12 protein-coding genes are annotated in these 17,441 nt (G+C 40.9%); 7 read left to right on the top strand and 5 right to left on the bottom strand.

Annotated elements, in window-relative coordinates; all coding sequences use genetic code 11:
- Positions 1-2: 2 nt before the first annotated feature.
- Complete coding sequence (locus ACLLO5_RS19855; protein ID WP_413172214.1) at positions 3-1,559, bottom strand: pentapeptide repeat-containing protein; 1,557 nt, start codon at positions 1,557-1,559, stop codon at positions 3-5.
- 82 nt (positions 1,560-1,641) lie between these two features.
- On the opposite strand from ACLLO5_RS19855, the gene ACLLO5_RS19850 reads away from it, so the two are divergent.
- Positions 1,642-2,481 carry a prephenate/arogenate dehydrogenase gene (locus ACLLO5_RS19850; protein ID WP_413172213.1) on the top strand — a complete coding sequence of 280 codons (840 nt, stop codon included), beginning with the start codon at positions 1,642-1,644 and terminating at the stop codon, positions 2,479-2,481.
- Between the two features lie 196 nt (positions 2,482-2,677).
- On the opposite strand, the gene ACLLO5_RS19845 is transcribed toward ACLLO5_RS19850, so the two are convergent.
- A complete protein-coding gene (locus ACLLO5_RS19845; protein ID WP_413172212.1) occupies positions 2,678-3,385 on the bottom strand; it encodes an ROK family protein in 708 nt (235 codons plus the stop codon).
- A gap of 269 nt (positions 3,386-3,654) precedes the next feature.
- On the opposite strand from ACLLO5_RS19845, the gene ACLLO5_RS19840 reads away from it, so the two are divergent.
- The gene (locus tag ACLLO5_RS19840; RefSeq protein ID WP_413172211.1) at positions 3,655-4,161 is read left to right on the top strand and encodes a 2TM domain-containing protein; all 507 of its coding nucleotides are present in this window, start codon (positions 3,655-3,657) and stop codon (positions 4,159-4,161) included.
- Between the two features lie 520 nt (positions 4,162-4,681).
- The gene (locus ACLLO5_RS19835; RefSeq protein ID WP_413172209.1) at positions 4,682-6,745 is read left to right on the top strand and encodes a protein kinase domain-containing protein; all 2,064 of its coding nucleotides are present in this window, start codon (positions 4,682-4,684) and stop codon (positions 6,743-6,745) included.
- 29 nt (positions 6,746-6,774) lie between these two features.
- Here ACLLO5_RS19835 and ACLLO5_RS19830 read toward each other — a convergent pair whose 3' ends face one another.
- Positions 6,775-8,040 carry a tetratricopeptide repeat protein gene (locus ACLLO5_RS19830; protein ID WP_413172207.1) on the bottom strand — a complete coding sequence of 422 codons (1,266 nt, stop codon included), beginning with the start codon at positions 8,038-8,040 and terminating at the stop codon, positions 6,775-6,777.
- A gap of 288 nt (positions 8,041-8,328) precedes the next feature.
- Here ACLLO5_RS19830 and ACLLO5_RS19825 point away from each other — a divergent pair, with 288 nt between their 5' ends.
- The 3 genes from ACLLO5_RS19825 to ACLLO5_RS19815 all read left to right on the top strand — a co-directional run bounded on the left by ACLLO5_RS19825 (position 8,329) and on the right by ACLLO5_RS19815 (position 14,252).
- Positions 8,329-9,774 carry a TIGR03032 family protein gene (locus ACLLO5_RS19825; protein WP_413172206.1) on the top strand — a complete coding sequence of 482 codons (1,446 nt, stop codon included), beginning with the start codon at positions 8,329-8,331 and terminating at the stop codon, positions 9,772-9,774.
- A gap of 123 nt (positions 9,775-9,897) precedes the next feature.
- Positions 9,898-13,575, top strand: coding sequence for an FG-GAP-like repeat-containing protein (locus tag ACLLO5_RS19820; RefSeq protein ID WP_413172204.1), 3,678 nt, complete (start codon positions 9,898-9,900; stop codon positions 13,573-13,575).
- 62 nt (positions 13,576-13,637) lie between these two features.
- The gene (locus ACLLO5_RS19815; protein ID WP_413172203.1) at positions 13,638-14,252 is read left to right on the top strand and encodes a hypothetical protein; all 615 of its coding nucleotides are present in this window, start codon (positions 13,638-13,640) and stop codon (positions 14,250-14,252) included.
- A gap of 77 nt (positions 14,253-14,329) precedes the next feature.
- On the opposite strand, the gene ACLLO5_RS19810 is transcribed toward ACLLO5_RS19815, so the two are convergent.
- Both ACLLO5_RS19810 and ACLLO5_RS19805 read right to left on the bottom strand, forming a co-directional pair.
- A complete protein-coding gene (locus ACLLO5_RS19810) occupies positions 14,330-14,998 on the bottom strand; it encodes a 2OG-Fe dioxygenase family protein (protein ID WP_413172202.1) in 669 nt (222 codons plus the stop codon).
- 230 nt (positions 14,999-15,228) lie between these two features.
- Positions 15,229-16,341, bottom strand: coding sequence for a diguanylate cyclase domain-containing protein (locus tag ACLLO5_RS19805; protein WP_413172201.1), 1,113 nt, complete (start codon positions 16,339-16,341; stop codon positions 15,229-15,231).
- Positions 16,342-16,505: 164 nt separating this feature from the next.
- On the opposite strand from ACLLO5_RS19805, the gene sfsA reads away from it, so the two are divergent.
- Positions 16,506-17,231: a DNA/RNA nuclease SfsA gene (sfsA, locus tag ACLLO5_RS19800; RefSeq protein ID WP_413172200.1), complete on the top strand. Its 726-nt coding sequence runs from the start codon at positions 16,506-16,508 to the stop codon at positions 17,229-17,231.
- Positions 17,232-17,441 lie beyond the last annotated feature (210 nt).

Genomic DNA, 17,441 nt, shown 5'->3' with positions numbered 1-17,441 from the left:
GCCTAGTGGATGAAATAAAAACTTTGGACAAAATCTATTATCGTCTTTAACGAAGGGATATTATATTCGGATTCGTTAGATGTATTATCAACAGAACTACTAGCAGGAGAACGATTCACAAATCGTTTGCCAAAGTTAGGGCTATCATAGATAGTCAAACTATGGGCGCTGGAGTTTGTTAATATTGTTTGTGTGGGTGCTTTGAAGAAATTTAATTTTGCTGCTACTTCTAGATGTTTTTTCGTCTGTTTAATAATCTTAGATTTATTCATAGCTTCCTCTAGCAAGATGATGAGTTTTTTTGCTAATGCGGGTGATTTAAAACTCTGGCTAGTGATGACTTCTTGACGAATTAAGTCTACCATTGTGTGGATGATTTTTTGGGTGGCTGTGGCATCTTTAAAAGGAAGAATTGCCATAAAGGCTGTAGATAATAAAGCTTCATCGTTTTCTACTCGAAATGTGAAAACAGTCCGACGATTGCTGTTTTCTACGCTGGGAGGTTGGATTAATCCCTCGTATTCTTGGGCAATTTGGTAATAAATACCAGCGATGACGAAGTTAGCTTCGTGTTCTAAGGGTAAGTCAACAATAATGCGAATAGTTGGTGGGGTAGTATTAAAGAACTCTCGCAATTCATCGCCATGAAAATTTTGAATAATTGTGCGATCGCCTGTGGGAGAAAGGTCAACCCATTCGCATTTTATCCCTTCAATTTTCAAACCAAACCGTGAGGTAGCATAAAGTTTTGCACCGGTTAAAGTTGCTCCGGTTAACTCCGCATTAACCCATTCAACTTTAATTATTTTTGCTTGAGTTAAGTTAGCGTGGACTAAACTCGCGTTTGTTAAATTGGCATGACTTAAATCTGCTCCTGTTAAGTTAGCTCCACTTAATTTTGCTCCACTTAAATCTGCCCAAGCTAGGTTAGCTCCTCTTAAATCCGCCCAACGCAGGTTAGCACCGCTTAAATCTGATCCACTCAGGTTAGCCATACAAAGATTTGCTTGTCTGAGTTCACTATCTCGTAAATTTGCACCACTCAGGTCTGATGAAGTCAGATCAGCGGCGTTGAGGTTAGCCATTTCTAAGTTGGCTTCTCTGAGAGAAGAACCTCTTAAGTTCGCTTCGCTGAAATTTGTACGACGGAGATTAGCTTGTCGCAGTGTGGCTTCTCGTAAATCGGCGCTGTTGAGGTTGGCTTCACACATATCAGCGCGACTAAAATCTGTGCGAATTAACTCGGCTCTAATTAAGGACGCTTGACGCAGTTGAGCGCGTGTCATATCCGCACGAATTAAATTGGCGACGTTGAGACTGGAATTATTCAGAATAGCCCCAGACAGATTTGCACCACTAAGTCTAGCTACATTTAGCTTGGCATAACTCAAATTAGCGTCAGCAAGATTGATGCCACTGAGATTAGCTACGCTTAAATTGGCATCGCTGAGATTAACACCACTAAGTTTAGTGCCACTCAAATTGACTTCAGCTAGTTCAGCACCGCTAAAATCTAAGACTCCCTTTGCATATTTTTCTAGTAATTCTTCTATAGTCATATATTTACCCGTTGGATGCCAACTTTATATAGTTGGAAAAGTATGCAGAAAATATGTAAAAGTTTAGTTGTCAAAGGCAAAAATGAAAATCGGTATTTTAGGACTAGGACTGATAGGCGGTTCGTTAGGTTTGGATTTACGCTCCCAAGGACATCATCTGTTGGGAGTTAGCCGCCGTGAATCAACCTGTCAAAAAGCGATTGACATCGGCAGTGTCGATCAAGCCTCTGTTGACTTGAAATTGTTAGCATCCGCCGATGTCATTTTTATTTGTACCCCCATAGGACTTATTGTGCCTCAAGTTGAGCAGTTAATGGTTTATTTACCAACGACTACTATTATCACTGATGTAGGCTCAGTCAAAGCACCTATAGTAGAGGCGATTTCTCCCCTTTGGCAGAATTTTATTGGTGGTCATCCCATGGCGGGAAATACGGATGTGGGCATAGAAGCCGCACAGCGTAATTTGTTTGTAAATCGGCCTTATGTACTTACACCAATGGAGACAACACCAAATAGAGCCGTTACTGTTTTGGAAGAAATTGTGCGATCGCTTGGTTCTATTATCTATCATTGTCAACCAGAAAAGCATGACCGCGCTGTGAGTTGGATTTCCCATCTACCTGTGATGATTAGCGCCTCATTAACAGCAACCTGCTTGAGTGAAACTGATCCAGAAATTTTTCAATTAGCCCAAAACCTTGCGAGTTCAGGATTTCGAGATACCAGCCGTGTTGGAGCGGGGAATCCAGAATTAGGAGTGATGATGGCGCAATACAATCGTCAAGCGTTGCTACATTCACTACACCAATATCGTCAAAATCTAGATGAATTTATTTACTTAATTGAACAAGAAAAGTGGCAAATTTTAGAGGACAAGCTGAAGTTAAATCAACAAAATCGTCCTAAGTTTTTGGAATAGTTTCAGGTGACAGGTGACAGGTGACAGGTGACAGGTGACAGGTGACAGTTAAGAGGGAATAGATGATCAATACATTATTCTCCCCTGCTCCTCTGCTCCTCTGCTCCTCTGCTCCTCTGCTCCCCTGCTCCCCTGCTCCTCTGCTCCTCTGCTCCCCTGCTCCCCTGCTCCCCTGCTCCTCTGCTCCTCTACACCCTCATTCTCTCCACAAAGCAATACCACCTAATAATCCGGTGATGTTAGGAATCAGCTTGACATTTAAGGGTAAATTCATGTTGACGCGCACGGCTTCACCACCACCGATGTAAAGACAATCATAGTTAAATAGACGTTGCAAAGATGCGATCGCTTTTTGTAACCGCTTATTCCATTTTTTATCCCCAATTTTCTCTAACGCAGCACGTCCTAGCTGTTCTTCATAGGTTTTCCCTTTACGGAAAGGATGATGTCCCATTTCCATATTGGGAACCAACTTTCCATCTACAAACAAAGCCGAACCAAAGCCAGTACCCAGAGTAATTACCAATTCTACGCCTTTACCTGTTATTGCCCCTAATCCTTGCATATCTGCATCATTAATTACTTTTACAGGTTTATTTAACTGTTCAGATAACGCTGTTGCTAAATCAAAATTTCGCCAACTAGCATCTAGATTCACTGCTGTTTCTGTAACTCCACACCGCACCACACCAGGAAAACCTACAGAAACACGATGATATTCGCCTTGAGACGCAGCTAACACAGCAATGGCACCAATGACTACTTCAGGTGTCGCTGGATGGGGTGTTTCTAACCTTCCTCTCTCTGTTAACGGTTTTCCGGTGATATCCAAAACCATCGCTTTCACACCACTACCACCGATATCCACAGATAAAGTACGTACTGAACCGTTATCTTCCGTCATTGGAGTTTCTCCCATTTGCTGCTAGTTCTTTGGCTATTATGCGCTGGTGTATTCCAGTCATTGGCAGATTTTTTGAGAGTCTTCAGCTTTTCGGTAAATACAGGGAATTAGAAATGGGGAATAGGTGAGAGAATCAACCATTGCCTATTATTACCCATTACCATTACCAATCACCTATCGCAACCCCCATATAGATTTGCTAGTGTAGAAGCAGTGCAGAACTTCCTGTGGCATAGCTATCTATTAAAATTTTTATCAGAGAAAGGATTATGACGGCTTTTGAATCTAACAGCTTGCGTTCTTACAGCCAAGAAGAGGTGCAGCAAATACTGCAACTTGCGATCGCACGTCAAACTGATGATGGTGATCAAGAATTTTCATATCAGCAAATCATCGAAATTGCTGCTGAGTTGCAAATATCACCAGAAGCTGTCAAACAAGCCGAGTGTGACTGGATATTACAAAAAAGTGACGTTCAGCAACGGAAAGCTTTTGACCTTTACCGCCAAGGAAAATTTAAAAAACGCCTGGGTAATTATGCAATTACCAATGGTTTTTTGATACTTATCAACTTACTTGGTGGAACTGGTCTTACTTGGTCACTATACATTTTACTGTTCTGTGGATTAGCAATTGTACTTGATATTTGGAATACCTTTCAAAGCAAAGGTGAAGAATATGAAAATGCATTCCAAAAATGGAACCGTAAGCATCAAATTAAACAAACTATTAACACAGTTTTGAATAAATGGTTTAAAGCTTTTCAAACATATTAAGTAAGCATTCAGCCATCAGTAGTCAGCTTTTTCAGGCTAACGCCAAAAATGCCTATTTGATCATTAACCAATTTCTCAAACATTCTGACTCCTGACTCCTGACTCCTGAATTCTTACCATATTAATAGTTGTCAGTTGCCAGTAGAGAGAGGATTGATTACATAATTTCAGTAGCTTTGATCACAAAACCAAGTTTATATTTTCTTTAAAAATTAATATATTGATGAATATTGTTTACTGATAAATCGCTAACACATATTTATCATTTTGTCGTGGCAATTTGACCAGTTTTTTAATTTTGGTTGTTATATAATCAGAAAAAGATTAATCATCAGACTCTTGTCATGTTCCTATATTTAGGACAAAAAAGTGCGATTTTTCAAGATTGAATATAATAAGTAATTCCCCAATCCCCACCAGGTTGATTTACTACCGTCTAAGTATACAAGAGTCTATAAAAATAAGGGAAAATGTGGAACAAACTTAGCATTATTTATCATGCAGTCACTACTCTCAGATCATGATATGTTGCTTAAATCCCGATTGCCAAAATCCTCAAAATCCAGACGGAAAAGAGTTCTGTCAAAGTTGTAATACTCCCCTCATACCACGTTTAAGAAATCGTTTCCGTGTGATCCGGGTACTTTCAGATGAAGGAGGATTTGGCAGAACCTATTTATCGGAAGATACAGATAAATTAAATGAAAGTTGTGTCATTAAACAGTTAGCACCAAAATTTCAAGGAACTTGGTCACAAAAAAAAGCAATGGAGTTATTTAGTGAAGAAGCAAAGCTGCTTCAAGAACTAGGGGAACATCCACAAATTCCCACTCTATTAGCTTACTTTGAGCAAGATAACTGCTTGTATTTGGTACAACAATTTATTGATGGAAATAATTTATTAAAAGAATTGCAGTTACGGAAGACCTATCGAGATTGGGATCTTCAATCTATTTTGCTGGATTTATTACCTATTCTCAAATTTATTCATAGTCGAGGAGTAATTCATAGAGATATCAAGCCAGAAAATATCATCCGCAGAAAAACTGATGGTAGATTAACTTTAATAGATTTTGGATCATCCAAACAATTAACAGCCAAAGTCCAGAAAAAAAACGGTACTTCTATCGGTTCTCATGGTTATTCTGCAATTGAACAAATCAGAGATGGTAAAGCCTATCCTGCTAGTGATTTATTTGGTTTAGGTGCTACTTGTTTTCATTTGTTAACAGGAATTTCTCCTTTTCAATTGTGGATGGAACATGGGTATAGTTGGGTCAAAAATTGGCAAGATTATTTGCGCTGTCCTCTGAGTAATGAATTAGCACAAATCATTAATAAACTTCTACAAATAGATATTCAGCATCGCTACCAATCTGCTGATGAAGTAATCCGAGATTTAAGTAAACATTACACACATCTACTTGCACCAGCTAGTAATTCATTTTTAACGACATCAGCCAAGAAAACAGATTTTTATCCTCAAAAATATTTGCTGATCAGAAATTTACTTTTAATAGTAGGGACAATTGTATTTTTAGGTTTGGGAGAATTCGGTTATAGAAACTTTGATCAACTACAAACGGTGATTTTTTCCAGTTTACATCCACTGCAACGTAGTAAACCTAATAGTGAAGCAGTTCTCTATCAGCCACCACAAGAAGATTTAGAAAAAATTGCTTTGCTGAAAACTATTGAGATAAAAAATGACGTAGTTTCATCTATTGCTATTAGTTCAGATAATCAAACTATTGCTAGTAGTGGTAAAAATTTGATTAAATTATGGAATATGAATACAGGTCAACAAATTTCAGCCCTGAATGGACATACAAAAAAAGTAAATGTAGTGGCTATTAGTCCAAATGGAAAAACTCTGGTAAGTGGTAGTGATGATTATACAATTAAAGTTTGGAATTTAAGCACAAAAAAATTAATTCATACCCTAAGCAGTCATACAGATGTAGTTCATGCTGTGGCTATTAGTAAAGATGGAAAAACTCTGGTGAGTGCTAGTGATGACAAAACAATTAAAGTGTGGAATTTAGGAACTGGAAAACTAATTCGTACCTTAAAAGGTCATTCTTACTGGGTTCGTTCTCTGGCTATTAGTCCAAATAATTTGACTTTAGCAAGTGGTAGTTTTGATAAAACTATTAAACTATGGAATCTTACTCAAGAAAAACCAATTCATACATTAACTCCAAATTCGCAAACTGTCACATCTTTAGCTTTTAGCCCCGATGGTAAAATTTTAGCTAGTGCTAGTCGCGATCGCAAGATTAAGTTATGGAATATTGGTACAGGTAAGGAAATTCGCACTTTACCAGGACAAAATAATAATGTCACATCTTTAGCTTTTAGCCCCGATGGTAAAACTCTGGTGAGTGGTAATCGCAATTGTACAGAATGTGATTACACCATTAATACTAATATTAAATTATGGGATGTGGCTACAGGTAAGGAACTTGCACCTTTTACCAGAAACACTAATACAGTCACATCTGTGGCTTTTAGTGCAGATGGACAAACCTTAGTGAGTAGTGAAGAGAATAATAAGATTAAAATTTGGCGATTTTCACGGTAATTGACTCCTGACTCCTGAATTCTTACCTATTACCGACGATCTCTTTCCAAATCATCAATCACTTTTTGTAAATACCATTCTTCCAACATTCCCGGATAAACATCTTTCTTTTGTTGAATTAATCTTTGGGCTATTTCCCAATGTCCACCCACCATGCGTAACAGTCTTTGACGTAATAGGTTATAGGTAGCTTTGTTTGTTGCTGGTATAGATGACTGAATTTTTTGTAAGCTATTTAATACCTGTTGATAATTTTCCCAATCTTCTTCTTCACAATAGATACTAGCTGCTTTTTGATAATCGGTTACTGCATTTGTCATTTCTTCTAAACAAGTATAAGACAAGCCACGATTATAGTAAGCTAGTGGATATTCAGGATTAATTTTGATAGCTTGGGAATAATCTTGAATTGCTGCTAAATAATTGCCCATTGTATGATAAATATTACCTCTAGCGATATAACCTAAATTATCTTGAGGCTGCATTTTTATGGCTTGATTAATATCAGCTAAAGCCCCTTGATGGTCTCCTATTTGAGAACGAGCTTTTCCGCGATTACGATAAACTATCGCATCTTGAAAATTTAATTCTATCGCTCGATTAAAATCTGTGATCGCATCTCGATAATTACCCATTTTGTAATATACTACTCCCCGACAGCAATAAGCATGAGCATCTTGAGCATCAGCTTTTAATATCCAGTTTAAATCAGCAAGTGCCGCTTTTGTATCTCCTTGTTCTGCCTTAGCTAATAATTGCGTGAAATAATCTTGTGTAGATATAATTGGTGCAGGTTTGGAACTAACTATATTTGGTGTAGGTTGTGATTTGGGTTGTAGTTGTTGAATCTTGTCCAAACAAAGACGAGCATTTTCTTTATCTTTTTGTATTATATATAACTCAGCAGCTTTTTTAAAATTAGCGATCGCATCCTGAATATTTCCTTGTTTGCGCTGCACTATTCCCCGTAAATCATAAACAGCAGCATCATTCAATTTAAGCTGAATCGCTTTTTCTACATCTTCCAAAGCACCAGCCAGATTTTTTAAAGTTACCTTTGCTAAAGCCCGACAATAATAAGCTTTGGCATTTTCTTTATCCAGCTTAATAGCTTCAGTATAATCAAAAACCGCTGGCAGAGTTGCACCTGAATTGTAATAAGCCAAACCCCGTTCCATATAAGCTGAACTAAAGTAAGGATCTAGCTGTATAGCCTGATTAAATTCCTCAATAGCACCAGCATAGTCTTTTTGTTTAGCTTTTTCTAAGCCGCGATTGTAGAAGTCTGAAGTCATAGAGACAGCCAAAACACTAATTATACAACTTTATGACTGTGGTGATCCTGGCAAACCCAAAATATTAACAAGTTGCCAGCTAGAAAACTCATGGTAAAAAAAATACGCGTGATAGCATTTATTCAGTTGTATGATAACAAACATTCATCATACAACTCAGATACAAACAGACTTTCAACCATTTTCCCTATTACAAGTTCCCTCTTCTCTACCATGAGGAAGATAGCGTTTTAACACTTAAGAAGCTAGACTTTTACTTAAGCAAATATACTAGTTTATATTTTTATAATGACTAACCGTAAAGATACTACCCCATCACTCCAACTCAGTGCTTCCGAGGGACTGTGGACATGGCTGCAACAAGAAAAAATCAGCATCGCCTTCACCACCTATCAAACCAATCGCCTACTACTCCTGGGTAGTAAACCCCAAGGAAGTTTAGCCATAAACGAAAGGCTATTCGATAAACCAATGGGACTCTATGCCCATGGTGACAGCCTTTACATGAGTACCCGCTATCAAATTTGGCGTTTAGATAACCGCCTAGCACCAGGGGAAATACACCAAGAAGCAGATCGCCTTTACATACCTAGTTATAGTTACACCACTGGCAACCTCAACGTCCACGACTTAGTTTTAGATCACACCAACACCCCCTTTTTCATCAATACTGACTTTAGTTGCCTAGCCACCATCCAAACAGGTTATAGCTTTGCCCCAGTTTGGCAACCACCCTTCATCACCAAACTAGCAGCAGAAGACCGATGTCATCTCAACGGCTTGGCAATGGTAGAAGGCAAACCCACTTATGTCACAGCTTGCAGCGCCACCGACACCCCGGCAGGTTGGCGCGACCATCGCATGAACGGTGGTATTATCCTACACATACCCAGCAACGAAATCATTGCCACCAACTTGTCAATGCCCCACTCCCCACGGTGGTATCAAGGTAAACTGTGGCTACTCAATTCAGGCACAGGAGAACTAGGCTACCTCAACGACAACCAATTTGTACCCATCACCTTCTGTCCTGGTTTTGTTAGAGGTTTAGCCTTTTGGGGCAACTTAGCCCTGGTGGGACTATCCAAACTCAGATCCCGCAACTTCACCGGATTAGCCCTAGAAAACCGCCTCACAGCCGAAGGGAAAGTACCCCAATGCGGGCTAATGGCTATTGATATCACCACAGGTCAAATCGTCCATTGGCTACATCTAGATGGAGTAGTTGAAGAACTCTACGATATCGTCATCCTTCCTGGTGTATCCCGTCCTAAAGCCTTGGGCTTCCAAAACGAAGACATAGAACGTCTAATCAACTTCCCCGATTCAGGAAAAATAATCACCACCAAGCCCACTGTCAAACGTCCCAGTCAAGGTCAAGCTGCACCCATAGTTGGACTGCCCAGACCCCAAATTCAAGATCAAAATTCAGACTCTCAACCATTGAAATACCAACGGGTTTATCACCTCAACCCCGAAAACCTTGCTCCCTACGATGCCATGACCTTTCCCAGTCTCCAGCAGCGTTGGCAAACCCAACCCCAAAGAGGCGAATTAGTGGGAATTTCAGCCTCCATAGAGGGCGAGATGGTGGGTTTTGTTGTTGGCGAACTACCACCAGACCAAAAAGCAGAAATCCTCTCCCTGTTTGTCTTACCAGCCTATCGTCATCAGGGAATTGGTACTCGGTTAGTTAAACTCATCCATCAGGCTTTAGCTGAACCAGATGTGTAAAGGTGTAGTTTCCGCACCTGCTGTGTAAATAATTTCCCCTTTGACCCTCTGCTTGCATATTTTTATCAACTTTAAAGTGAAACCGTATAAGTCATCTTTTCTGTTTTTTAAGGAAAACTACCAATGAACACACCCCTTTTTACCACCCCCCAAACCAACCCCTTTGGACTCACGGCTGTCGGGAATTTCAGCAGCCCCACCTTAGTCGATATAGATGGGGACGGCGACCTCGATGCTTTTGTGGGAAATAGAGACGGCAACACACTGTTTTACCGTAATGTTGGCAGTTCCACCAACCCCGTTTTTGTTACTCCCCAAACCAACCCCTTTGGACTCACGGATGTCGGATATTTCGGAAGCCCCACCTTTGTGGATATAGATGGGGACGGCGACTTCGATGCTTTTGTCGGAAATTTTGACGGCAACACACTGTTTTACCGGAATGATGGCAGTTCCACCAACCCCGTTTTTGTTACTCCCCAAACCAACCCCTTTGGACTCACGGCTGTCTGGGTTTACAGCAGTCCCACGTTTGTGGATATAGATGGGGACGGCGACCTCGATGCTTTTGTCGGAAATAGCAACGGCAACACACTGTTTTACCGGAATGATGGCAGTTCCACCAACCCCGTTTTTGTTACTCCCCAAACCAACCCCTTTGGACTCACGGATGTCGGGGTTTACAGCAGTCCCACCTTAGTCGATATAGATGGGGACGGCGACCTCGATGCTTTTGTCGGAAATGGCAACGGCAACACACTGTTTTACCGGAATGATGGCAGTGCCACCAACCCCGTTTTTGTTACTCCCCAAACCAACCCCTTTGGACTCACGAATGTCGGGGTTTACATCAGTCCCACCTTAGTCGATATAGATGGGGACAGCGACCTCGATGCTTTTGTGGGAAATTTGTACGGCAACACGAATTTTTACCGCAACATCAGTATTATTACCAACACCTTCTTTTTTGCCACGCCTCAAACTAACCCTTTTAACCTCACGAATTTTGGGCTAAATAGCAGCCCCACCTTAGTCGATATAGATGGGGACGGCGACCTCGATGCTTTTGTGGGAAATAGCAACGGTAACACGCTGTTTTACCGTAATGTTGGCAGTTCCACCAACCCCTCCTTTACCACCCCCCAAACCAACGCTTTTGGACTCACGGATGTTGGAGATTACAGCAGTCCCACCTTTATAGACATAGATGGAGACAGTGACCTCGATGCTTTTGTAGGCAATAGCAACGGGAACACACTTTTTTACCGTAATGTCGGCAATCGCACTAACGCCTCCTTTGCCACACCTCAAATCAACGCCTTTGGACTCACGGATGTCGGGTATTTCGGAAGCCCCACCTTTGTAGATATAGATGGGGATGGCGACCTCGATGCTTTTGTCGGAAATTTTGACGGCAACACGCTGTTTTACCGCAACGTCGGCAATCGCACTAACGCCTCCTTTGCCACCCCCCAAATCAACGCCTTTGGACTCACGGATGTCGGGAATTTCAGCACCCCCACCTTTGTGGATATAGATGGGGACGGCGACCTCGATGCTTTTGTCGGAAATGGCATCGGCAACACGCTGTTTTATCGCAACAACGGCAGTGACACCAACCCATTTTTTGCCGCCCCGCAAATCAACCCCTCTGGACTCACGGATGTTGGGAATTTCAGCAATCCCACCTTTGTGGATATAGATGGAGATGGCGACCTCGATGCTTTTGTGGGAAATAGAGACGGCAACGCGCTGTTTTACCTCAACGGCCTTCCTGGTGTCACCATCACTCAGTCTGGTAGTAGCACCAATATCTCTGAAAGCGGATTAACAGATACCTATACTGTCGTACTGGATAGCCTACCCACCGCAGATGTCACCATTACTCTTAACAGTGGCACTCAGCTTATTACCAATGTCACCACTCTCACCTTCACCCCAGCTAACTGGAATGTAGCTCAAACAATCACTATCACTGCTGTTAACGATACCGTGGGTGAAGGCACACATAGTGGAGTCATTACCCACACAGTCACAAGTAATGATCCTACATATAACGGCATTACCATTGATACTTTTATCACCGCCATTCAGGACAACGATTTAACCCAAGGCAACCCCTCTTTTGTTGCCCCTCAAACTAACCCCTTTGGACTTACAGATGTCGGGTTATTCAGCAACCCCACCTTTGTAGATATAGATGGAGACGGCGACCTTGATACTTTGGTGGGAGATGGATTCGGTAACACACTGTTTTACCGAAATGATGGCAGTTCCACTAACCCCGTTTTTGCTACTCCCCAAACCAACCCCTTTGGACTCACGGATGTCGGGTCTGTCAGCAGTCCCACGTTTGTGGATATAGATGGGGACGGCGACCTCGATGCTTTTGTGGGCAATTACTACGGCAATACGCTGTTTTTCCGCAACGTCGGCAGTGCTACCAACCCCGTTTTTACCACTCCTCAAACCAACCCCTTTGGACTCACAAATGTCGGGTATTTCACCAGCCCCACATTTGTGGATATAGATGGAGACGGCGACCTCGATGCTTTTGTGGGAAATAGAGACGGCAACACGCTGTTTTTCCGCAATGTTGGCAGTGCCATTAACCCCGTTTTTGCTACTCCCCAAACCAACCCTTTTGGACTTACGGATGTCGGATCTGTCAGCAGTCCCACCTTTGTAGATATAGATGGGGATGGTGACACTGATGCTTTGGTGGGAAATAACAACGGCAACACGCTGTTTTACCGCAACGTCGGTAGTTCCACTAATCCCATTTTTGCTATCCCCCAAATAAATCCTTTTGGACTCACAGATGTCGGGTTTTACAGCAGCCCCAGTTTTGTGGATATAGATGGGGATGGTGACTTCGATGCTTTGGTGGGAAATAGAGACGGCAACACGCTATTTTATCGGAATGGCAATGAAGCGCCTATTGTCAACAATTTAATTCCCTCCCAACGAACTGAAAATGGTCAAGCCTTCAGCTACACCTTACCGACCAATATCTTTAGTGACCCTGATGGTGACACACTCACTTTCAGCACACCTGGTCTTCCTGGTTGGTTATCCTTTAATGCCAACACTCGCACCCTGACCGGGACTCCTAGCAGTACAGGCAGCTATGCGATCGCACTACAAGCATCTGATAGCGTCGAAACTGTTTCTACCACTTTCTCAATCAACGTTGCCCCTGCAACTGTCAACCAAGACCTGAGTAGCAGCACTAGTGATGAAACGATTACAGCACCGGCAGGTTCAGAAGCCGCTACCTATAAAACAGGTTCTGGCAACGACACTATTGATGCCAGTGCCAGAACAGGATTAGTCACAGCCTACGCTAATGCCGCGAGTGACAACATTTTTGGTGGTTCTGGTAATGACTTCCTCTATGGTGGTTCTGGCAATGACAGACTCTATGGCAACAATGGCGTTGACAGACTCTATGGAGAAGACAATGATGACATTCTCTATGGTGGTGCTGGCAATGATTTACTCTATGGCGGTAATGGTAATGACACTTTTTATGGAGGCTTAGGCAATGATAACTTTTGGGGTAACGTTGGTGTTGATATCTTTGTCCTTGAACCTGGTAACCAAACCGATACCATCCGCGACTACGCAGACGGCATGGATAAGTTGGGCTTAAAAGATGGTTTAAGTTTTGGTGCTTTGTCTTTTGTTCAAAGTAGTGCTAATGCTCAAATTCGACTCACAAGTGATAACTCACTCTTAGCAACTTTGATTAATGTCAATATCAGTGTTCTTGAAATTTCTGATTTCGTCAATCTTTAGGTTGCATAACTCTCAATATCACTACTGATTAATTACTTCATTACTCCAAAGGAATCCATATCATGCGTCAATTTATAAAGTTTGCGCTCGGCGGCATCGCTTTTTTAAGTTGTTTTCAAACAGCATTATCAGCCCAGGCTCTCACTTATCAGTTTACTTGGACTGGAGATAATGGTTATTCAGCCGTGGGTAATTTCAGTTTCAATGATACGGATAATGATACCGTTGCTCGCACTAATAACTCAAATAACTTGAATGAATTCACAGTTTTTAATATTACCTTCAGGGATCTTGTGAGCAATTCTCTGGCAACCCTGACAACCTATGATTTGAATCAGCTGCAAAGTTTCAATCCAGCCTTCAACTTCAACTACGATATTGTGAATAATGTAGTGTTGCAAACTGGCAATCCCAGTGACTCTGATGGATTTTCCATTGGTGATGGTGATGCTGGCTTTTTGCTAACTAGCAACGGTAACGATGGAGTCAGTTTTGGTGACGCTAATGAGACTGTCTTTGATTTCGGTGGTATTGTCACTGCTACCCCTATACCTTTTGAGTTTTCACCAACTTTGAGTTTGGGCATATTGGGTGCTGTTTTCGCTATCCAGAAAGGGCGGAAAAGGCTGCAAATTAAGACAACATCAATCCCAAAACTAGAACAGGAACAAGACTAGATACAAAACTAATGTAATGATCAGATCCCCGATTTTTTGATAAAATTGGGGATATTTTTATTAGTTAATACCAGCATCTATTCTGTTATTAAACTAGGAGAAGTCAGCACGAAAACATCCCTAGTTCCTGGTGCTGGATTTTCAGATTTAATGGGAGTTGTAAAGTGAAAGAAATCATGGTCATTGACTACAACTAGTTCTCCCGGTTGAAGAATTTTGTTAAAAACAGGCTTTTCTTTTTTGGCAGTATATAAATGTGTTTCTCCACCTTGAATATTGTCCCTACCCACAGAGAAGATACCAATAAAATCTGTTCCATCTTGATGGATACCTTCTGGTGCAGGATTTCCTAAATGACCAGGTGAACAGGTGGTTCTGATTTGATGAATACCAATTTCTGCTTCTGGATGCAGTTTGCAAGAATCACTAAAAGCTAAAACTAAGTTTCTAAAAATATCCAGTTCTACCAGCGCATCTTCTAATTCTGCAAACTCTCTTTTAATATCACCCAATAAGGGATTATAGGCTTGGCTTTGGAATAGATGTCCGTGTGGGAGTTTGATCAATTTATTTTCCGCAACCGTCACTCTTGATAGTCTTCGTGAACGATATTTTCCCTTGATGTAAGGATCAATGGGTAAATTCTGAAAGAATGGCTGGAAACCTTCAGTATTAATCGAATTTACTTTTCTTAGAGTAAATAGAAAGGCATATTCTAACTCTGTCACTGATGATACTTGCTGCATAGGATATTTTTCCTTGCATTTTCAAATGCTCCCAAATTTTGGATGTGGGAGGGCTGTAATATCTATTATATGTAACTCTTCGATAAGTGCCGTAAATTTGACTACACAAATTGTTAATTTGGAATATTTAACGAGACATACAATCTACACATATAAGTACCTAAGCAAAATTAATTGAACATATTGATTGAAAACAAGAATGTCTGTATTCCTTACCTGTTCCCTATTCCCTATTCCCCATTCCCTATTCCCTTTTTTTGATAGATATGAATATGAGCTAATGTAATCAGGTCATCTAGTGAAATAGTCTGATTGATATCATAGGATTGAATGCCAATACTCACAGATAGGGGAATTGGTAACTGTTGAGTTTGATTGAATTGATCGATATTGGCTTTTAGTCGGTTTTGTATGACTTCACAACTAAGATCATGTCCTTGGATTAGCACTGCAAACTCATCGTCCCCGATTCGTCCTAATGTATCAGAACTGCGAAAACAGCGTTTGAGCAATCTGGCTGTGGCAACAATAGCATCTTGGCTGAGTTCATGACCCCAGGTTTGATTGATTTGTTCAAATTCGTTGAGTTCAATGAACATGAGATTAGTATAGATTTGCGATTGTGCGGAGTGCATTGCCATAGGCAATCGCTTGGCTAGTCTTAGCTGTTGTTCAGCCAATAGGTGAAAGCCTCGTCGGTTATGCAGTCCAGTGAGTTCGTCTGTTAGGGAGAGACGGCGATTTTCTGCTTCAATGGCTTTGCGTTCTTGTATTTCTTTTTGCAGAAGGGTCTTGGCTGCTTCTAAGGCAGTTGTGCGATCGCGCAATTGTCGCTCTAGTTGAGAATATATCTGTGTATTCTCCATCGCTAACGCTGTACTATCTGCTAGTAATTGCAGTAATTTGACCTCTTCCGTTGTAGCTTGATGTGGATGTCCCCAATAAGTACCAATAGCACCAACAGCTATTCTTTCTTTGGAAGAAATGGACACCATCGCCATACTGTTGATAAATGTGGTTTTATCAACAGCCCAGGAAATCCTTGGATCACTAAATATATCTTCAATAATCGCCGGCTGACGGTTCTGCATTACCCAACTAGCAATGCAGGTATTCATGGGAAATCGCTGACCCTTCCACAGGGGAGCAATAGCATTTTCATCAATGTAATAGGAAAAACCATTGTCCAATAACACAAAAGTAGCCCCATCAGAACTTGTCAGTTCTCGCACTGCTAGTAGCGTAATTGCTGTAATTTCTTCTAAGGTACGTGCTAAAGAAAGTTCTTGAACTATGATTAGTAATCGCTCTATTGACCGTAAATAATACTCAGTAGTAGCCATTGGTGATAAAATTTTGATGTTTATAACATTTTTTTAACGAGCATTTTATTAGTGACTCGGTTCTAAGCAAAAATATCAAAATTTTGCTAGAAATGTAATCCTCTTCATAACTAGTTTTATCGTATACTTACGTAAGTATTGAAATTCATAATTAACTTATCATAATGACTGATTGGCTTTATAGCTACCCAAAATTATACCCTGGTCTTTTACTCAAACGCTACAAGCGTTTTTTTGCTGATGTACAGATGACTTCAGGGGAAGTTGTAACAGCACACTGTCCTAATACCGGGCCAATGACAGGAGTTTCAAAAATTGGTAGTCCGGTACAGCTTTCTAAAAGTGATAATCCTAACCGTAAATTAGCTTATACATTAGAGTTGATTCAAGTACAAGAGCCAGAACCAACTTGGGTCGGTGTAAATACTGCCTTACCTAATCGAGTTGTAAAACTGGCTTTAGAAAAATTTCTTTTTCCCGAATTAGGTGATTATACACAAGTTAAAGGTGAGGTGGTTTATGGAAAAGATAAAAAAAGCCGTGTAGATTTTTACCTAACAGGAAGTGAGCAACAACGCCCAATTTATTTAGAGGTAAAAAACACAACTTGGACTCAAGGAAATTTAGCCTTATTTCCTGACACAGAAACCACAAGAGGACAAAAGCATTTACAAGAACTAATGGAAGTTATGCCCCACAGTCGTGCTGTGATGCTTTATTTTATCAATCGGGGTGACTGTCCAGAGTTTGCCCCTGGAGACAGCACCGACCCGGTGTATGGTAAATTGTTACGGCAAGCGATCGCACTCGGTTTAGAAGTCTTACCCTGTCGTTTTGACGTTTCTCCAGCAGGAATCCGTTATTTAGGGTTAGCAAAACTGAAAATGTGAACTAATTATATGAAACATCGCTGATGGCTTGCATCTGAAAAAAAAATCCTGCTTCTCAATCCCTGGAATCGCACACTCCCTATAATAATTGAAGTAGTGCAAGCTAAGAAAACATCAAATACAAAGTCCGACCCTGCTATCCTCTCTCCAACATAACCCTGTAGGGGCAATAGCTAAATTATCCCTACTAGTTTAAATTTTGGCAGAAAC

It is taken from the genome of Anabaena azotica SJ-1 (assembly GCF_047275885.1).
GTDB lineage: Bacteria > Cyanobacteriota > Cyanobacteriia > Cyanobacteriales > Nostocaceae > Trichormus_B > Trichormus_B azotica_A.
Note: the sequence above shows the minus strand (reverse complement) of the source record. Positions and strands in the feature narration are given on the sequence as shown.